Source organism: Paenibacillus aestuarii (assembly GCF_027789125.1).
Lineage (GTDB): Bacteria > Bacillota > Bacilli > Paenibacillales > NBRC-103111 > Paenibacillus_E > Paenibacillus_E aestuarii.
This window is the reverse complement of the sequence record NZ_JAQFVF010000092.1, coordinates 255,311-273,865: the sequence shown is the minus strand read 5'-3', so window position 1 is coordinate 273,865 and position 18,555 is coordinate 255,311. Positions and strand designations below refer to the sequence as shown.

The 18,555-nt window shown below is 52.6% G+C and carries 14 protein-coding genes; 13 read left to right on the top strand and 1 reads right to left on the bottom strand.

From position 1 onward, the window contains the following. Window positions 1–275: 275 nt before the first annotated feature. Window positions 276–2,504 (bottom strand): AraC family transcriptional regulator, encoded by a 2,229-nt coding sequence (locus O9139_RS33140; RefSeq protein ID WP_270886012.1) that lies wholly within the window; start codon window positions 2,502–2,504, stop codon window positions 276–278. 248 nt (window positions 2,505–2,752) lie between these two features. On the opposite strand from O9139_RS33140, the gene O9139_RS33135 reads away from it, so the two are divergent. From O9139_RS33135 to O9139_RS33075, 13 genes are all read left to right on the top strand, one after another. Further along, on the top strand, window positions 2,753–3,724 hold the full coding sequence (locus tag O9139_RS33135) for a Gfo/Idh/MocA family protein (protein WP_270886011.1): 972 nt from the start codon (window positions 2,753–2,755) through the stop codon (window positions 3,722–3,724). Window positions 3,725–3,749: 25 nt separating this feature from the next. Then, window positions 3,750–4,778, top strand: coding sequence for a Gfo/Idh/MocA family protein (locus tag O9139_RS33130; protein ID WP_270886010.1), 1,029 nt, complete (start codon window positions 3,750–3,752; stop codon window positions 4,776–4,778). 18 nt (window positions 4,779–4,796) lie between these two features. After that, entirely contained in the window at window positions 4,797–5,702 is a 906-nt protein-coding gene (locus O9139_RS33125; protein ID WP_333743161.1) for a Gfo/Idh/MocA family protein, read from the top strand. Further along, on the top strand, window positions 5,699–6,571 hold the full coding sequence (locus O9139_RS33120; RefSeq protein WP_270886008.1) for a sugar phosphate isomerase/epimerase family protein: 873 nt from the start codon (window positions 5,699–5,701) through the stop codon (window positions 6,569–6,571). The genes O9139_RS33125 and O9139_RS33120 overlap by 4 nt, the downstream gene beginning before the upstream one ends. Before the next feature lie 35 nt (window positions 6,572–6,606). Beyond that, window positions 6,607–7,416 carry a glucosamine-6-phosphate deaminase gene (locus O9139_RS33115; RefSeq protein ID WP_270886007.1) on the top strand — a complete coding sequence of 270 codons (810 nt, stop codon included), beginning with the start codon at window positions 6,607–6,609 and terminating at the stop codon, window positions 7,414–7,416. Beyond that, window positions 7,403–8,377: an ABC transporter permease gene (locus O9139_RS33110; RefSeq protein ID WP_270886006.1), complete on the top strand. Its 975-nt coding sequence runs from the start codon at window positions 7,403–7,405 to the stop codon at window positions 8,375–8,377. Before O9139_RS33115 ends, O9139_RS33110 begins: the two co-directional genes overlap by 14 nt. Window positions 8,378–8,390: 13 nt before the next feature. Continuing rightward, the gene (locus tag O9139_RS33105) at window positions 8,391–9,254 is read left to right on the top strand and encodes a carbohydrate ABC transporter permease (protein WP_270886005.1); all 864 of its coding nucleotides are present in this window, start codon (window positions 8,391–8,393) and stop codon (window positions 9,252–9,254) included. Window positions 9,255–9,288: 34 nt separating this feature from the next. Then, window positions 9,289–10,848 carry an extracellular solute-binding protein gene (locus tag O9139_RS33100; protein WP_270886004.1) on the top strand — a complete coding sequence of 520 codons (1,560 nt, stop codon included), beginning with the start codon at window positions 9,289–9,291 and terminating at the stop codon, window positions 10,846–10,848. 67 nt (window positions 10,849–10,915) lie between these two features. Continuing rightward, window positions 10,916–12,100, top strand: coding sequence for an N-acetylglucosamine-6-phosphate deacetylase (locus O9139_RS33095; protein WP_270886003.1), 1,185 nt, complete (start codon window positions 10,916–10,918; stop codon window positions 12,098–12,100). Continuing rightward, window positions 12,097–13,533 (top strand): MFS transporter, encoded by a 1,437-nt coding sequence (locus tag O9139_RS33090; RefSeq protein ID WP_270886002.1) that lies wholly within the window; start codon window positions 12,097–12,099, stop codon window positions 13,531–13,533. Before O9139_RS33095 ends, O9139_RS33090 begins: the two co-directional genes overlap by 4 nt. Before the next feature lie 209 nt (window positions 13,534–13,742). After that, window positions 13,743–14,894, top strand: a complete 1,152-nt coding sequence (locus O9139_RS33085) for a S1C family serine protease (RefSeq protein WP_270886001.1) — start codon at window positions 13,743–13,745, stop codon at window positions 14,892–14,894. Between the two features lie 16 nt (window positions 14,895–14,910). Beyond that, complete coding sequence (locus O9139_RS33080) at window positions 14,911–16,818, top strand: copper amine oxidase N-terminal domain-containing protein (protein ID WP_270886000.1); 1,908 nt, start codon at window positions 14,911–14,913, stop codon at window positions 16,816–16,818. A gap of 184 nt (window positions 16,819–17,002) precedes the next feature. Then, window positions 17,003–18,499, top strand: a complete 1,497-nt coding sequence (locus tag O9139_RS33075) for a PTS mannitol transporter subunit IICB (RefSeq protein ID WP_270885999.1) — start codon at window positions 17,003–17,005, stop codon at window positions 18,497–18,499. Window positions 18,500–18,555 lie beyond the last annotated feature (56 nt).

Here is an 18,555-nt window from a genome sequence, read left to right as displayed (position 1 = left end):
AGCATGCTGTAGTCCGGTTTTTCCGGACTACAGCGGAGGAGGCGCGACCAAACCGCGCTGCAGTCCGATTTTGCCGGCTTAGCGGCGCGGATTCGCGGCGCAGCCCCGCCAGGGCCTGCTGCAGCTGGGCAAAACCGGACTAGAGAGCGCTGGCCGTCGAGACGAGCATGCTGTAGTCCGGATTTTCCGGACTACAGCGGAGGAGCCGCCCGCCCAAGCGGCTTGCAGAGCAGATTTTCCGCTCTGCAGTGACTAAGACACCCAAGCCTCGCCGCCTAAGGCAGCGCCTGCTTCCGGAACTCGCTCGGCGTAATGCCGGAAAACTTTTTGAACATGCGATTGAATGAGTTCATGTTTTGGTACCCCGCCTTGCGGGCGACGTCCTGGATCAGCGAGCCTGGTTCGAGCAGCATCTCTTTGGCTTTGCGGATCCGCAGATCGTTCAAGTAGTCGATGAAGTTGACGCCGGTCTTATCTTTGAAATACGTCGATAAATAGCCGCTCGAAATATTGAGCTTATCGGCAACGAGTTCCAAAGTAATATCGCCGCTGTAATTATTTTCCAAATGATTGAAAACAAAGTCCGTGATCGGATCGCGCTCATCCTTTTTCTGATGAATCAGCTCCACCGCTGCGGTCAGAAACTTCTCCAGGTAGGCGGCGAGCTGTTCATACGTGTGACAGTCGAAGATCTGCTCGCGAAGTGCGGTCTGCTCCCCCAAATGGCTGAAATCCGCCTGGATGGCCGTTAATATTTTCAGCGTCTTATGAATGATTTCATCGGCGAAATGGTAGAACTGCAGCGAAGTCGCCGCTTTTTTGTGCAGCTGGGCGAGGAAGCGGTTCACGATCTGGAGCGTCTCGACTTCATTACCGGCCTGCAAATTGACAGTGAACTCCTGTTCCTGCTGCGGCGGGAGGAAGATCGATACCGGCCCTGGCTCCGGCGCATCCATGCAATCGATAATTTGCGTCTCGTTATTGAGACGGCGCTTTTTGCTTAGTTTGAGCGCTTCGTCGTAAGCTTCAGTCATTTGCGCTGCACTCGTGTAGAAGGGGCTGATCACCATCGTGACGTAGACCTCTTCCTTATCAAAGTCGAAAATGTGCTTCATTTGACATAACAATTGCTTCAAAGCGGAATGATCGCTTTCCTCCATGAAGGAGACGCTGAGAATTCGGCTGGATTCAATCTGAAATGTCAGGGATTCAGGATAATGTTTTTTGAATTCGAGCTCAATGAATTGCCTCATATAATAGGACCAATTTTGCTCAATTCGCTTATAGTCTTCACCGCGTTTCATGTACGTTAATTCAAAAAGAACGATCACATAAGGCCTGTCGACGAAATCCATCTCCAGATTGCTGCGTATTTTTTTGACACTGCTTATATAGGCGAAGCTTTGCAGCTGCGAATTTTTACGGTTCAAATCCTCGTGGATGCGGTTGATCTGGCTGCCGAGCTGGTTGAACTCGCGAATGCCGCTGTGAATCGGAACCGACGAATTGGCTTGCTTAAAGGAAGCGACCATGCGCCGAATCGGTTGATGGAAGCCGAAGCTGAAGAGCAGAGAGGCGACGATACTGATGCCCAAGGAAATAATGAGCAGCGAAACGAGTGAGACATTCAATTTGACTTGAGAGGCAATGAAGGCGTCGGGTACGACGTTCACATAAATCAGCCCGGAAACAGACCCTTTGCGGTAAAAGTAATAGTAATTATCTTTCTTAGTATACGCTTTAGCTGAGTCGTAGGCCGGGGGCGCGCCGAGATTGGCGTCCGTAGAGGAGGTGAACAATTGCTTGCCGTCCGCGTCCAGAATGAAGAAATTGTCATTGATCGACAAGTGGTATGCTTGAAACATTTTACGCATATCGAGAAAAGCAGCCATATAAAAATCCTGGGACCAACTGTTTTTAACAACGACTGGAAAAGCTTGACCTAAAGAATTGTAATCATTAGCGAATGGAATATCGTAAAAATCGGATGGTGCATAAACGCGAAAATTCGTCTGATTTTGGAATTGTGACTGCCAGAAGGCAAGCGGATAGTCTTTGCTAGAGTAAAATTTTTTGAAAAACGTGCTGTCTGTGGTCATAGAGTTTTTGTCCAGCACAAGCGAGGGCTTTTTGTAATAAAGGATTAAGTTATCCAAAAAAAGCAGGGGGTTTACTGTGATTTGGCGGATGTCCTGCATGGTCTTGGCAGCAATGTCATAGTTGATGGAGCTCCCGCCGAAATACAAGAGCTGCACGTTCTCATTGAAATAAAAATTGAGCAGTTGGTTCTTGATCAGCTCGAATTCTTTCTCATAATTGTCCGTTGTCGATCTCAAATTTAAGGTGTTGTAGTTAATGACTTCGTCCCGGACTTTGTTCTTGGAGAAGGTCAAGGAGAAGAAATTAAAGGAAACGAGGATAACGACAACGATAAGAAAGCTGGCGAACAACCGGATGAACAAGGAATTCGCAGTTACTCGGAGCTTGAAATTAGAGAGCATCATGAACGAGGTCGCCTCCTTCCTTCAATTAGCCGATCCGTGTTTACAAATAAATTATAACTGAGATCGCCGGCTTTGGAAATGCAGTGGCTTCCAGCTGGCAATCATCTTTTTTTCGGATTCTTCACTGTTTTATGGATTTTCGAAATAAGGGTAGCCAGATGAAATAGCGGGGATAGGCAGCGAGCGCTGATCCGCATACAATCAGGGCATGGCAACCAACGCTAACCAAATAGGGGGGAGAACGAACGATGCTGCGGGTAGTCGTCATAGGGGCAGGCAAAATCGTGGATGCCCATTTGCAGGCCATTGCACAAATAAACCGCCTGCAAGCCGTCGCTGTCGCTGATGTGCAGCAAGACAGAGCGCATGAGGTAGCGGAGCGATATGGATTGAAAGCGTATACCGATTACAGAACGATGCTGCAGTGGGAACAAGCGGATGTGGCGATCGTGGCCCTGCCACACTTTCTTCATAAGCAGGCTGCGCTGGATTGCGCAGAAGCGGGCTGCCACATGTTGATGGAAAAGCCGATGGCGCTCACCGTCGCCGAATGCGACGAGATGATTGCAGCGGCAGCGAAGCAAGAGGTACAGCTGATGATCGGGTTAACGCAGCATTATTTTGCGGAGAACCGGATGGCGAAGGAAATTTTGCATCGCGGTGACCTGGGCAAGCTGGTCATGATTAGTGATGTGCGGCATCAGCATTATTTTGTGGAGTCGCGGCCGGATTGGTTTCTGTCCAAAGCGAAGGCCGGCGGCGGCATCATCACGAATCTGGGCGCGCATTCTGTGGACAAAATCCAGTGGCTGCTGGACAGCCGCATCCGTTCGGTCCGGGCCCAGCTGACCTATTACGCGGACCGGGGAGATGTCGAAGGAAGCGGTAGCATTTACGCCACGACAGAAGCCGGCATTCCGGCGACGATCGTGCAATCCGGCTATAAGGGCGTGCCTGTGAACGAGACGCACCTGATCTTTACGGACGGCATGCTGAAGCTCATGACAGGGAAGGGGCTCTGGATCAGCGATAACGGCAGTTACCGCCAGGTGCCGCTCCCACAGGCTGCGGATCCGTACGTGCTGCAGCTGGAGGATCTCGCCGATGCGATCGAAGGGGCGAGGCCTTTGGAGTGTTCCGGGGCTTATGCGCGGACGATCAACGAAGTCCTGGAAGGAATTTACACCTCCCATTTAACCGGGAAGGAACAGACTGTGTAAACCAATAACGCTATGAGGTGATCAAATGTCAAAAATCCGTTTTGCCATCGTTGGCGCAGGCGTCATCTCGCCTTTTCACGCCAGAGCCATCGCTCATCATCCAGAAGCAGAGCTTGTTGCGATCTCGGACGTCATCCAGGATAAAGCGCAATCTATGGCAGATGAATATGGGATTCCGCACGTATACGCCGATTACAAGGAAATGCTAAAGCGCGATGATGTCGATGTCGTGTCCGTCTGTGTGCCGAGCGGCATGCACGCCGAAGTGACGATCGCCGCAGCGCAGGCGGGCAAGCATATTCTTTGCGAGAAACCGCTGGATATTACTTCCGACAAAATGTCACAGATGATCGCTGCCGTCCGCGCCAATAACGTAAAGCTCGGCTGCGTCTTTCAGCGGCGCGTCATGCCGTCGGTTATAGCTGCACGCCAAGCCATCGGCGACAATAAGCTCGGCAAGCTGGTGCTTGGCGATGCTTATCTGAAATATTACCGCAGCCCGGAATATTACAAGAGCGCCGGCTGGCGCGGTACTTGGCAGTGGGACGGCGGCGGGGCGCTCATGAATCAAGGCGTTCACGGCGTTGATGTGATCCAATATTTGATGGGCGGCGTCGCTTCGGTGTTCGCTTATGCGGCCCCGCTGCTGCGCGACATCGAAGTCGAGGATACGGCTGTCGCAGTGCTGAAGTACAAGAACGGCGCCTACGGCGTGATTCAGGGCACAACCTCGGTGTACCCGAATCAGGAGACGCGTTTCGAGCTGCACGGCGAGAAGGGCACCATCATTGTGGCGGACAGCGGCATCAAACAATGGAAAATGCTAGGTTCCGATGAAGGGGCGCCAGAGGTAGGTGCCCTATCGACGATGAGTGGAACGAAGCCTGAGGACATGTCATCGGACGGTCATTACATTTTTGTAGATGACATTTTGAAAGCCGTGAAGGAAAACAGGGAGCCGTTGGTGAACGGTGAAGAAGCAAGAAAATCGGTCGACCTGATTCTGGCGATTTACGAATCGGCGCGGACAGGCAAAGAAATACATTTGAATTAACGGAAGGATGTGCTCGTGGTGGAACCTACGTTAAAAATTGGCATAATTGGGCTGGATACTTCGCATGTTTCAGCTTTTGCAAAGCTGTTAAATGACCCTACACAGCAATATCACGTGCCGGGAGGGCGCATTGTCGCTGCCTATCCTGGAGGCTCGCCGGATTTTGAGCTCAGTTGGTCGCGACTGCCTGGCTTTCGCCAGGACCTGGAAGACAATTATGGCGTGAGCATCGTGGACGCCCCGGCTGAAGTGGCCGAGCGCAGCGATGCGGTGCTGCTGCTGTCGGTGGATGGCCGTGTGCATTTGCAGCAGCTGCAAGCAATCGCCTCTTTGCGCAAGCCGGTGTTTGTCGACAAGCCGTTTGCGGTGTGCTCCGAGGACGCTCGAGCCATGGCAGCGCTGAGCCGGGAGTACGGCTTCCCGATGATGAGCTGCTCGGCGCTGCGCTATGCGGATGCGCTGACTGCAGCTCTGCAGGATAAAGATCACGGCGCTGTCATCGGCGCTGACTACTATGGGCCGCTTGAGATTCAGCCGACCCAGCCGGGCTTTTATTGGTACGGCATCCATACGGCGGAAATGCTGTTCCGCACGATGGGCACGGGCTGCCAATATGTGCAGACGACGACGAACGCCGATCACGATCAAGTCGTCGGGGTATGGGCGGATGGCCGTGTCGGCACGATTCGCGGCAACCGCCGGGGGAATAAGACGTTCGGGGGACTCGTCCATCGCGAGAAAAGCACGCAGTTCGTCAACACGGCATCTGTGGCCAAACCGTATTATGCCAGCCTGCTGGAACAAGTGATGCGGATGTTTACAACGGGCGTACCTGACATTGACGCAGGCGAGACGCTGGAAATCATTCGCTTCCTGGAGGCTGCCAATGAGAGCCGGGAAACGGGATTGCCGGTGCAGCTATGAGCCGGTTTCGCTTAGGGATAATCACCGATGAGGTGTCGCAAGATTTGCGCGAGGCCATCGCTTTTGCCCAGCAGTTCGGGCTGCAAGCACTGGAGCTTCGCTCTGTAAATAATAAACTGCTCCATCAAATGGAAGATGCGGAGATCGAGGAGATCCGCTCGCTGATCGCAGACAGCGGACTTGAATTATGCGGCTTGTCCGCGCCGATCTTCAAATGCGAACTCGATCAGGAAGCCGAGCTGGAGAGCCATATCGCGCTGGCCCAGCGATATATCGCCATAGCACAGCGCTTGAATACAAAGCTGATTCGCGGGTTCAGCTTCTGGGCGCGGGCGCCGTTTGAGGCAGAGCTGCCGGGCATTGTCCGGCAGCTTCAGCGGATCGCGCCGATCTTCGAACAGGCGGGGCTGACGTTCGTGCTGGAGTTCGATCCGAGCGTCTACGCCAGCAACGCCCGCAAAGTCGCGCGCCTCATTGACGAGGTCGCGTCGCCTGCGGTGAAGGCGCTCTACGATCCCGGCAACGATCTGTGGGACCCTGATGGCGAGACTCCCTATCCGGATGGTTATGATTACCTGCAGGAGCGGATTCGCCATATTCATTTGAAAGACGCCGTCAAGACGGACTCCGGTATTGAGGCGGTGGCGATCGGTAGCGGGCTCGTCGATTACAGAGGGCTTTTCCGCCGGCTGCTGCGTACCGGTTATGACGGTTACCTCGTCGTAGAGACGCATTATCGGCTGCATAGCGTATTGACCGAAGAGCAATTGAAACGCCCGATGGGAGCTTCGTTCTCGGACGGCGGTAAAGAAGCTTCCGAGCAGTGCGTGCGCAGCTTGCTGGATTTGCTTGCGGAAGTTGGCGCTTAGCCTAAAGGATTTGAACCGAGGAAGGGGAAAAGACAATGAAGCTGCAAACGCAACCGATTTTAACGCAAACTGTGGAACTATTGAACGTGCAAGTGTATTCTGACCGCCGGTCGCTGGGCGCAGCAGCTGCTGCGCAAGCGGCGGCGGCCATCAGGAAGCTGCAGGGCGAACAAGAGGCACTCGTGATGGTGTTCGCTGCGGCGCCTTCGCAGAACGAATTCCTCGAGACGCTGATTCGCGAGGAAGGGATCGACTGGCAGCGCATTACCGCCCTTCACATGGATGAATACATCGGGCTTGCGGCAGACGCACCCCAATCGTTCGGCAGCTTCCTGACGGAGCGGTTGTTCAGCCAGGTGCCGTTCGCCGCCGTTCATCGGATCGACAGCACGAACGACATTGCCGCCGAATGCGCTCGCTATGAGGCGCTGCTGCGGGCCAAACCGATCGATATCGTATGCCTCGGCATCGGCGAGAACGGGCACATCGCGTTTAATGATCCGCCTGTTGCCGATTTTCAAGACCAGGCTTGGGTGAAACCGGTAGAGCTCGATGACGCCTGCCGCAGACAGCAAGTGCATGACGGCTGTTTTCCCCGGTTCAAGGACGTTCCAACGCATGCGCTAACCCTGACAATTCCGGCGCTGCTCTCCGGCAAGCACCTGTTCTGCATGGTGCCGGGACCAACTAAGCATGAAGCGGTGCGCAGGACACTAAGCGACGGCGTGTCGACGGCGTGCCCTGCCACTATTCTGCGCAGTCATCCATCCTGTACGTTGTATGTCGATACGGACTCCTATGGGGAGGTGCCAGAAGAAAGAGGGGATGCGCATGGAACCGGTTAATGCTGCCATTGAAGTAAAAACTGATGCGCTGCCAATAAGCGCGCCGACCAATAAGCGTTCGCTCTTCTTGAAGCGCCTGAATCGCAGCAAATATTTGCTGATTTTATTCCTGCCATGCTTCATCTATTACGTGCTGTTCAAATATTTGCCGATGTTCGGCTTGGTCATTTCGTTCAAGGATTACAACTTGTTCAAAGGCGTGTGGGCCAGTCCATGGGTCGGCCTCAAATATTACAAGATGTTTTTCGAAAGTCCGGATTTTCTTAAACTGTTCCGCAATACGTTCCTGCTCGGCGTATCCACTGTCATATTCGGCTTCCCGGTCCCCGTCATCCTTGCGCTCTGCCTCAACGAAGTCAAGAACTTGTTCTTCAAACGTTTTGTCCAAACGGTCAGCTATGTGCCGCATTTTATTTCCAACGTTGTCGTCATCGGGATGGTCGTCATGTTCTTGTCGCCGACGACTGGAATCGTAGCCCACTTCGTCAAGCTGCTTGGCTGGCAGCCGGTGAATCTGCTCGTGCAGCCTGAATGGTTTCGGCCGATTTATGTGCTAGCTGACATTTGGCAGCATGCTGGCTGGGGCTCGATCATTTTCTTGGCGGCGCTCACTGCCATTGATCCGCAGCTGTATGAGGCGGCAGCGATCGACGGCGCAACCCGTTGGAAGCAGCTCTGGAACGTGACAATTCCGGGTATTATGCCGGCGATGGTCATTATGCTGATTTTGAATATCGGCCACATTATCGACATCGGATTCGAGAAAGTGTTTCTATTGATGAACCCGGCTACGTATGATGCCGGTGATATTTTCAGCACGTTTGTCTATCGGATGGGGCTTACACTGGGCAATTACAGTTACGGTACCGCAGTTGATTTATTCACTGGCGTTGTCAGCTTGATCTTTATTTTTGCGGCTAACTATGCCGGACGTAAGGTCAGCGAAACGAGTTTATGGTAAAGGAGGATGCCAGTTGAAGCGTAAATGGTCGTTATCCCGTCTGCTTATCGGATTATTCCTGCTGTGCGTCGCTGTCGCCACCCTCTATCCGTTCCTGTATATGATCTCGGTGTCGCTCAGCAGTGATGTGTACGTCATCAAGAACGAAATCAGCTTGCTGCCCAAAGGTCTGAATGTCAATGCCTATTCCGTCGTGCTGCATGATGATCGCATTTGGACTTCGTACCGCAACACGATCTTGTATGTCGTGATCGGTGCTCCTCTGTCCCTGCTCATTACAGCTGCTGGCGCTTATGCCTTATCGAAAAAAGAGATGATGTTCCACAAACCGCTGACGCTGATGATTGTGTTCACGATGTTTTTCAATGGCGGGATGATTCCCACCTTCCTGGTCGTGAAGAGTCTGGGACTTGTTGACTCGTTCTGGTCCATGATTATCCCTTCTGCAATCAGCACGTGGAACTTGATTATTATGCGGACGTTCTTTTTAGGACTCCCCAAGGAACTTGAAGAATCAGGGAAATTGGACGGGCTTACGGAAATTGGCATATTTGCCCGCATCGTTCTGCCGCTATCGGCCGCCTCACTGGCCACAATCGGTCTTTTCTACGCCGTCGGTATTTGGAACAACTTCTATTCGGCGCTGCTATATTTGCGTAATGACCAGCTGTACCCCCTGCAAGTGGTGCTGCGCAACATTGTCATGGCATCGCAAATGGTCTTGAACGGCGGCAGCAACGTGGGTGACAACCAAGTGCTCGATGAGCCGCTCAAATACGCCACCATCATCGTTTCTACGGTACCTATTCTTTTGGTGTATCCGTTCTTGCAAAAATATTTTGTCAAGGGCGCTTTAATCGGATCAGTGAAAGGCTAGTCCATTAAACCAGTGAAAAGGGAGTTTGATCGCTATGAAAAAGACTTTCAATTGGGCGCTCACCGCAGTGCTCACCGTAGCTGTAGTTTCAGGCTGCTCCAGCCAATCAGGGAATAGCCCCGCGCCTGCAAGCGGCTCAGCCGCACCTGCCGATAAAGCTTCCGCAGCTCCAATTAAAGAGCATACGTTCACCTTTCTTGATTACTCCAACGCAAGTTGGCCGTACAACAAAGATTGGCCGGTCTGGAAATACGTGAAGGAGAAAACAGGGGTGACCTTGAACGTTCAGGTTCCGCCGGACGCGCAGCTGGATAACGCCTTGAACTTGACCGTCGCTTCAGGCAATATGCCGGATATGCTTTATACCCAAAGCAAAAAAACAGCCGATAAGTTCGGGCAGCAGGGCGCGCTTGTCAACATTCTTGATTACTTGAATGAAATGCCGAATTTGAAAAAATGGATGGAGCAATTCCCGACGGATACGCAGAATGCCATGTCTGCCGACGGCAAAATGTACGTGTTCCCCAACCACGGGATCGGTGAGACAAACCGGATGAACTGGATGTACCGCGAGGATGTGTTTAAGAAAAACGGGCTGAAGGCGCCAGCGAACTGGGATGAGCTGTATACCGCGTTGAAAGCGTTGAAGCAGGTTTATCCGGACAGCTATCCGCTGGCTTGGCGGCAAGGGCTGATCTACCTGCGCAACTTTGCTCCCGCTTTTGGAACGGGCAGTGATGACGGCACGAACGACGTATACTTTGACTTTGATAAAAAAGAATGGCGCTATGGACCGATTGAAGAAAATTTCAAGAAGATGATCACGTATTTGAATAAATTTTATAAAGAGGGCTTGATCCCGCCGGATTTCTTGACGATCGATACGAAACAATGGCAGGATCTGATGTCGACGGACCGTTCGTTTGTGACAGCCGACTACATTAGCCGTGTAGATTTCTATAACTTGCCGATGCGCAAGCAAAACCCGTCGTACAACTTGCTGTTTATGCCGACGCCGGCAGGCTGGCCGGGAGGTCCGCAAAAAAATGCCTACACCCAATTCCTGGAAAATGGCATTATGGTCACTTCGACTTCCAAAAATATTAAGGACATCATGCACTACATGGATTTCTTCTATACGAAGGAAGGGCTTGATCTGGTGAGCTGGGGCAAGCAAGGCGAAACCTACAGCGAAGAAAATGGCAAAAAGAAATTCATCGGCAACTACGCCGATGTGTCCGATATGCGCAAGAAGACCGGGCTTTCCACAGACGGTACGTACACTTGGTTCGACTATGACGCGCACTTATCGTTGTCATCTCCAGAGCTGCAGGATGCTTACAAGCAAGCGGTCAACTATGACAGTGAGCAGCAGCCTCGTCCGGCGATGACGCAGCAAGAGCTGGAGGTCGTGTCGACCGTTGGACAGACGCTGCAAAAAACGCGCGACCAAGCGCTTGCCAAGTTTATTACTGGACAACGTGATTTGGGCGAGTGGAACAACTACGTGGACGAGTTGAAAAAAGTTGGCGTTGATAAAGTTGTCGGCGTGTACAAGTCAGCCTATGACCGCGCTCAATCAACCAAGAAATAAAGATGATCGGCCCAGCGCGATGTTGCGCTGGGTTTATTTTTAGAACCTGGAGAGGAGCCTGATCGGCGTGGGAATCGAACAAATCGAAATACAGGTGCAAGGCCGCCATTACGTTAGCGGCGCCCCGGTGCGCATCACCATTCGGGAAGGGCGGATTGCAAGTGTGGATGAGTTTGAAGTAGACGGGCATTCGGATGCGCTGGAGATCGAGCAGCTTCCATGGGTGGGGCCGGGGTTCGTCGATTTGCAGATCAACGGCTATGCAGGAATGGACTTTAATACACTCCCCATTGCTCCGCAAACGACGGCTTCGGTAACGCGGGCCTTATGGAAGGAAGGGGTTACCAGTTATTTTCCAACTGTTATTACCAATAGTGAGATAGCGATCACGGAAGCGGTTGGAACGATTGCGAGGGAATGCGCAGAGGACCCCGCCACAGGTAGAGCGGTGGCCGGTATTCATTTGGAGGGACCGTTTATTTCTGCGGAAGACGGTGCGCGGGGCGCTCATTCGCGGCTGCATGTGTGCGCGCCGGACTTCTCCAAGTTCCAGCGCTGGCAGGAGGCTGCAGGCGGGCGCATTAAGATCGTCACCGTTTCTCCGGAATGGCCGGAAGCGGAAGATTTCATCCGCCGGTGCACGGATTCCGGCGTGCTCGTGTCCATCGGACATACCGCCGCTTCACCGGAGCAAATCCGGCGTGCTGTGGCGGCCGGCGCGGCGATGTCCACGCATTTTGGCAATGGCGCCCACGCGGTGCTTCCGCGGCATCCGAACTATTTATGGGAGCAGCTTGCCGCAGATTCGCTGTGGACTTGTCTCATCGCCGACGGCTTCCATCTGCCCGATGCCGTCTTGAAGGTCGCCATGAAGGTCAAAGGCGAGCAGGCGCTGCTGGTCAGCGACGCCGTCCACTTCAGCGGCATGCCGGCTGGCACATATGAGTCGCATATCGGCGGCAATGTGGTGCTGACACCGCAAGGGCGACTGCATATGGCAGATCAGCCGCACCTGCTGGCCGGCTCGGTGAAGATGCTGGTCAGCGGCGTGCATCACCTCGTGAGCCATGGGCTGTGCAGCCTAGGGGAAGCGTGGGACATGGCTTCCGTACGGCCGGCGCTCCGCATGGGTCTACCCGTAGGGGCAGGGCTTACGGTCGGAGCTCCGGCGGATCTGCTGCTTGTGCAGCAGGCGGAGTCAAGTCTGCGCATCGCCGCTGTTTACAAGAGCGGGGTGAGCGTCGCTCCATGACCAGCGTGATGCGTACGACCCAGCATGTGAATCCCAAGGTGAACTATCGCTGGATGGTGCTTCTCATCGTCAACCTCGGGACGTTCATGTCCACGCTCGATGTCGGCATTGTCAACGTCTGTCTGCCGACTTTGGCCGGGGAATTCGCCAAGCCTTTGGCGCAAATCCAATGGCTCGCTTCCAGCTATTTGCTTACGATGGCAGCTTTGCTGCCTTTTTTGGGAAAGCTCTCCGACCGCTGGAAGCGCAGCCACATCTATAGCGCAGGCTTCATCGTGTTCGCGCTTGGCTCATTGTGCGTCGCGCTGTCGCACGGGATCGCGATGATGATCATTTCGCGCTGCGTGCAGGGCTTGGGGGCGGCGATGATCATGGCGAACAGCCAAGCGATGGTGCGCCAAGCGTTTCCCGACCATGAGCGGGGCAGAGCGCTCGGGCTTAATGCCGTTGTCATCTCCCTCGGCACGCTGATGGGGCCGGCGATCGGCGGCTTCGTCCTGGAGTGGGCAGGCTGGCCATGGCTGTTTTGGATTAATGTGCCGATCGGGCTTGCTGCTTTCGGCCTCGGTTTGAAATATTTTCCTCGGTCAAGCGCTCAAGCGCACCGGGGGTCATTGGATCTTCTAGGCTCAGCGCTTTTGGCTGCAGGGACGGTTTTGCTCATGCTCGCGTCTGGCGGCTATGGGGACTCTGGAGACACAGGGGGCGCTGCTGACCCTGCTGCTGCTGCCGGTATGCCGCTGGCTACTTGGGCTGCAATGCTTGGCGGCCTCGCTTTGCTGGTCGTGTTCTGGTTGTATGAAAGGCGTATCCAGAACGGCATTCTCGACCGGGCGCTGATCCGCTTAAGGCCGGTCTGGTCGGGCAATCTCAGCTCGTTCTTTATCAATATGGCGCTGACCGCGTCGTTGATCGCGTTAACCTTCTATATGCAGGGCCCGCTTAGCCTCACGGTCGTCGCTTCTGGCGGCTTTCTCATGATCCAGCCGCTGCTGGTGGGCCTTATCGCTCCGTTCTCCGGCTGGTTCCGCGACAAATATGGCGGTGCGCTGCCGATTATTGGCGGAGCGGCGCTGTGCGCCGTCTCGATGCTGTTCATCCTATGCGCCCCGCAAGTAACCGCGATGATCATCGCGGTGCAGCTGGCGGTGTTCGGCATCGGGAACGGCCTGTTCCACGCCACCAACAACGCCGAGATCATGGGCGCTGTGCCCGGAAGCCAGGCGAGCTTGGCCGGCAGCTTGCTGGCGATGGTGCGCTACCTCGGACAGATCGCCGGCATCGGCCTCTGCGCCTTGCTGCTCGGGCGGATGAATGTCAGTGTTCAGGCCGCAGCCGATCACGGTATGGGGCTGCGAATCCTGTTTGCCATTTTGCTGGTCGGCTGCGCCTCTGCGGCTGTCTTGGCGTACCGGGTGAAGGCGGTACGCTGATCAGCCCAGTAGCGGGCACCTTTAAAGCGGGAATGCCGCATTAAAGGCGATGATACGCCTGCGCAACTCCAAAAGAGCTAAGCGGTTTCCACCCGCCAGCTCTTTTTCCATATACATCCACTTTAAGATATTCCTTCTACCTTCTCTACCATATTTATGTATAATAGGGATGGGGATAATTACCATAAACTAGAGAGGGAGAGAGTTACTTGAAATTAAACATTCGTTATGTAGTATCCACCATACTGACATTTGCGCTTTTTGCGGGGAACGGGCAAGTGTTCGCAGACCAAGCCTCGATCGGCGGGGACACGGCGAGTGTCTCTCATTGGCAGACGAAAGAGCTGGACGGTGAGGTTTATGTGAAGGCTTCCGATGTTGTCAAAACGTTAGGAGGCACCGGAGCGTACCGGGCTGATCTGAACGATTATACCTATACGACAGGATCTCGTGTAACAGACGTGGTGAAGAAAGTTTCTCCATCCATCGTGGGGATTATTGGCAAGCCGACGAGCAGTAACCAAGCTTCCGCGGATAACCGCTTCAATCTGGCGCATGGCACAGGAATTGTCGTTCAATCCGACGGGCTCATTATAACGAATGCGCATGTGGTCGAAGACATGAAGCAGATTATCGTAGTGACCTCGGACGGCAAGCAAAACGCGGGAACGACGATAAATTTGGACGAAGAGAGCGATTTGGCGCTCGTGCGCATTAATGCCACCAACTTAACCGCAGCTGCTTTTGCCTCAAGCAGCGATGTTGAGGTCGGTGAGCCTGTTGTCGCGATCGGTACGCCAATGTCTTTTGCCCTTCGCAATTCGGTCACTTATGGCGTAATTAGCGGGACGGACCGTTCCCTGCACGCCACATATCGCTTGCTCCAAACCGATGCGGCCATTAATCCGGGCAACAGCGGCGGCGCATTGGTGAATTTGCAAGGCGAGGTGATTGGCATCAACTCATTGAAGCTGTCGGCGACAGGTGTCGATGGACTCGGATTCGCCATTCCTTCAGACACGGTACAGTACATATTGAACCAGTTTTTGAAGTATGGCAAAGTCAAACGTCCAGCGCTTGGCCTGGAGGTGGAGGAAAGCTGGGCCGCTGTCGTCGGGCTGCCAACGGATGAGCCGCTGAAAGTTTCGCGCGTGGATCCGAATACGTCCGCTGCTGCTGCCGGCATTCAAGAAGGCGATGTCCTGTATTCCGTCAACAATTCCAATGTGAAAACGCTCGTTGATTTGAATGAGCTTTTGAAACAATTCGTTCCTGGAGACAACGTTACGCTGACCCTGCAATCCAACGGGGACATTGTCCAAAAAGAGATTACATTGCTCGATGCTACTCAAACCCAATAGACGCGGAAGGTGACTCATGATTAAACTACGCCATACCTACCTCATTTTATTAACATTTGTACTAATCACGATGCAACCGCTCAGCGCATTGGCGGATTCGTCAACACAAGCTCAATCGGTTCATATCCAATTGAAGCTTGGTGAAGATCACATTACTATTAACGATCAATCGATTACCGTTGAAACACCTTATGCGAACAATGGGGTGACACTCGTTCCATTGCGAGTCATTACTTCGGCGTTCGGCGCGGCCTTAAGCTGGGCTTCGGAAACGCAGACGGTCGGCCTTACCTACAACGGCACTGCGATTTCTTTGAAAATCGGCAGTACGACAGCTACAGTCAATGGGAAAGACGAACAGATTGAGGTTGCGCCTGAGTTGAAAAACGGTACGACGATGGTTCCGCTCCGTTTCATTTCGGAGAAATTCGGAGCCAACGTACAGTTCGATGAAGCGACTTCTACGATTTCGATTTCCAGCACGCGCGCAGCGGGCACGGCTCTGGAAGGCATCGATTCGGATTTAGGCAAGACGCATATCGGCAATAGCTATTATGGCTGGTCCTTGAAATATCCGACGGGTCTGGTTAAGGATTATCAGAGCTTTAAAGAGGATCGTGTAGCCTTCGATGATGCCAATGGCGAGTACCGTATTACCGTATCGGTGAAGTCGGATATGACCGAGAATATGTCCGAGGATGCTTTGCTGGATTTGCTGGTGGATCAAACGGATGATGAATCGATTTTAGAAAAAAAATATGTTTCCGGCGGTACGCGCCCTTACGCGCTGCTTAAATCCAAGTACGATAATGCGCTTTATGAGTATCGCGCTTATCAAAGCGGTGATAAGGTGTATATTGTTATTTTCACGATTGAAAAGGAAGAGAATGACAAAGTTACCGCGAAGCACAATGCTTATCAGGATCTTTTAAACAGCTTTCAATTGTCTTTTGATTCAAGTGATAAAACGTTAAAAGACCTTTCAACGGTCAAGGGCGGTTTACGCACATATACCGACGAAACGTATGGGATTACGCTCAAAATCCCAGCCGAGTGGTCGAAATCCGGCAGCGACAGCGGAATGATTCAGTTTACAGATCCAAAGAAAAAAACAAGCATCAGCTACAAAGTGACTTCCAAATCGGAGAGCGATACGCTGCAGAAATGGTCGGACCGCGACGCCAACAATTATACGCAGGTATACGCTTCCGCGTATAGTAAAATGGATTCGGCGCGAAATATCGTTGTTGATGGGAACCAAGCGATTGTGACACGGACGTCGAATACATTTGACAACCGCATTTGGGATGCAACGGAGAATGTGCATATTATCAAAGACGCTTATAAATATTATCTTGTTATCGATTACAGCAATAAGGATGATCTATCCGATAACTTCATTCAATCCACTTTGCAATCCGTAAAAATCGGCAAGCCTTCCTCTTCGATCGGGACGATCAAAGACAGTTCGGAAAACCTTGACCGCTCAAAGACAAGCGAAGTAAAAAATAAGAATTACAACTACACCATTACGATCCCTGATTATTGGAAGCTGAATGCCTCCAAAAGCAAAAACGGTGATCTGGAGTACGCGTTCGGGATGGGGCATTTCCTTCTTCTTGTCAATGATGCGGATCAATCTGGCTTAACGCCCCAAGAAGTTGCCGATCAGCTGCAAGAAAAATTACGTAACGATTACGGCGGCACGGATTTCAAAGAGACTGCCAGCCGGACGGAATCTGTCAACGGGGTTCAAGCGATTTGGAAAGAGTGGGCGTATAAAAACTTTGTAACGACATTGTGCATCTTCCAAAAGGGAGATAGCCATTACCTGTTCATGGTCAATTATCCGAAAGCACTCCAAACGGACTTCTTGCAAAAACAAATAAAGGACACGATCAAGTCTTTCCAAACAACCAACTAATTTGACTTCAGCCGGAGCTATCTCCGGCTTTTTTATTTTATGAGTAAGATCAGCCGCTACAAACAAAAATAATGTCAACAGAATCATGACGGAATGACATTTTGATTTGATTGAACGTGTAAGCGCTTTTGCTTTACGATAATAACATATTCAAATCATGATTCCTTCATGGGGGGTTATCCTAATGGATACAGTAGCAACAAAACAAGCATCCGCTGGTGGTGCTAGAGTCAGGGTGCAGCGTTTCGGACGCTTCCTGAGCGGCATGGTGATGCCGAATATCGGAGCTTTTATCGCTTGGGGGCTCATCACCGCATTATTCATCCCGACGGGCTGGATTCCGAACGAATACTTAGCGAAGCTTGTAGGTCCGATGATCACGTATCTGCTGCCTTTGCTGATCGGGTATACGGGCGGAACGATGATCCACGGTACACGCGGCGGTGTAATCGGCGCAGTGACGACGATGGGGGTTGTCATTGGGACAGACATCCCGATGTTTATGGGCGCGATGATCGTCGGTCCGTTCGCAGCCTGGGTCTTGAAGCAATTCGATAGATCGATCGAAGGCAAAATCAAATCCGGTTTTGAGATGCTGGTCAACAACTTCTCATCCGGTATCATCGGCGGCATTCTGGCGCTTCTCGCTTACACGGTTGTCGGTCCTGCCGTTCAAGTCGTGAGCAAAGCATTAGCCGCTGGCGTTCAATTCCTTGTTAACGCAGGTCTGCTGCCGCTGGCGAACATCTTGATTGAACCGGGTAAAGTTTTGTTCTTGAACAACGCCATCAACCACGGCGTACTGAGCCCAATCGCACTGGAGCAAGCATCCAAAACCGGTAAGTCCATTCTGTTCATGCTGGAGTCGAATCCAGGTCCGGGCCTTGGCATTTTGCTCGCTTACTGGCTTGTCGGACGCGGATCCGCGAAATTGTCTGCGCCAGGTGCGGCGATCATTCACTTCTTCGGCGGTATTCACGAAATTTACTTCCCGTACATTCTGATGAATCCTCGTTTGATTCTGGCTGTAATGGCGGGTGGCGTAACCGGTACATTCACGTTCTCGATGTTCCACGCAGGGCTGGTGGCTCCGCCATCACCTGGTAGTATTTTTGCTTACATTGCAATGGCGCCTAAGGGCGGCATGCTTTCCATCTTCACAGGTGTCATCTCCGGGGCGGTCGTTTCCTTCCTTGTAGCAGCACTGCTGCTCAAAACAAGCAAGCAATCCGATGAAGAGGAAGATATCGAAGAAGCAACGGCAAAAATGAAACAAATGAAAGCAGCCGGCAACACGCCAGCAGCAGCGGCAACTGCAGCAGCTGCGACTGCAACTGCAACAACGGCAACTGCAGCAGCGGAAACAGCAACAGCAACTGCACTTGTTGAAGGTCAGAAAGCTGCATCCGATGTGCACAAAATTGTGTTCTCCTGTGATGCGGGTATGGGATCCAGCGCAATGGGCGCATCCATTCTCCGCAAGAAGATGAAAGAAGCCGGTGTTGGCGTTACGGTCATCAACACGGCGATCAGCGAGATTCCAGGCGATGCCGATATCGTTGTGACGCACAAGTCTTTGACAGACCGGGCACGGAATCAAGCCCCGCAAGCGGAACATATCTCGATCGACAATTTCATGAAGAGTCCAGAGTATGAAGCCCTTGTCAAACGATTAAGTTAATATATCTGAACTAACGCTGGCAAACTTGCCGGCGTTATGTCCATTTAAGTCAGAGG

Excerpts from the sequence above, each read along its gene's own strand:
- O9139_RS33140 (WP_270886012.1), bottom strand. The coding sequence starts at position 2,504 with ATGATGCTCTCTAATTTCAAGCTCCGAGTAACTGCGAATTCCTTGTTC.
- O9139_RS33135 (WP_270886011.1), top strand. The coding sequence starts at position 2,753 with ATGCTGCGGGTAGTCGTCATAGGGGCAGGCAAAATCGTGGATGCCCAT.
- O9139_RS33130 (WP_270886010.1), top strand. The coding sequence starts at position 3,750 with ATGTCAAAAATCCGTTTTGCCATCGTTGGCGCAGGCGTCATCTCGCCT.
- O9139_RS33120 (WP_270886008.1), top strand. The coding sequence starts at position 5,699 with ATGAGCCGGTTTCGCTTAGGGATAATCACCGATGAGGTGTCGCAAGAT.
- O9139_RS33115 (WP_270886007.1), top strand. The coding sequence starts at position 6,607 with ATGAAGCTGCAAACGCAACCGATTTTAACGCAAACTGTGGAACTATTG.
- O9139_RS33110 (WP_270886006.1), top strand. The coding sequence starts at position 7,403 with ATGGAACCGGTTAATGCTGCCATTGAAGTAAAAACTGATGCGCTGCCA.
- O9139_RS33100 (WP_270886004.1), top strand. The coding sequence starts at position 9,289 with ATGAAAAAGACTTTCAATTGGGCGCTCACCGCAGTGCTCACCGTAGCT.
- O9139_RS33090 (WP_270886002.1), top strand. The coding sequence starts at position 12,097 with ATGACCAGCGTGATGCGTACGACCCAGCATGTGAATCCCAAGGTGAAC.
- O9139_RS33080 (WP_270886000.1), top strand. The coding sequence starts at position 14,911 with ATGATTAAACTACGCCATACCTACCTCATTTTATTAACATTTGTACTA.
- O9139_RS33075 (WP_270885999.1), top strand. The coding sequence starts at position 17,003 with ATGGATACAGTAGCAACAAAACAAGCATCCGCTGGTGGTGCTAGAGTC.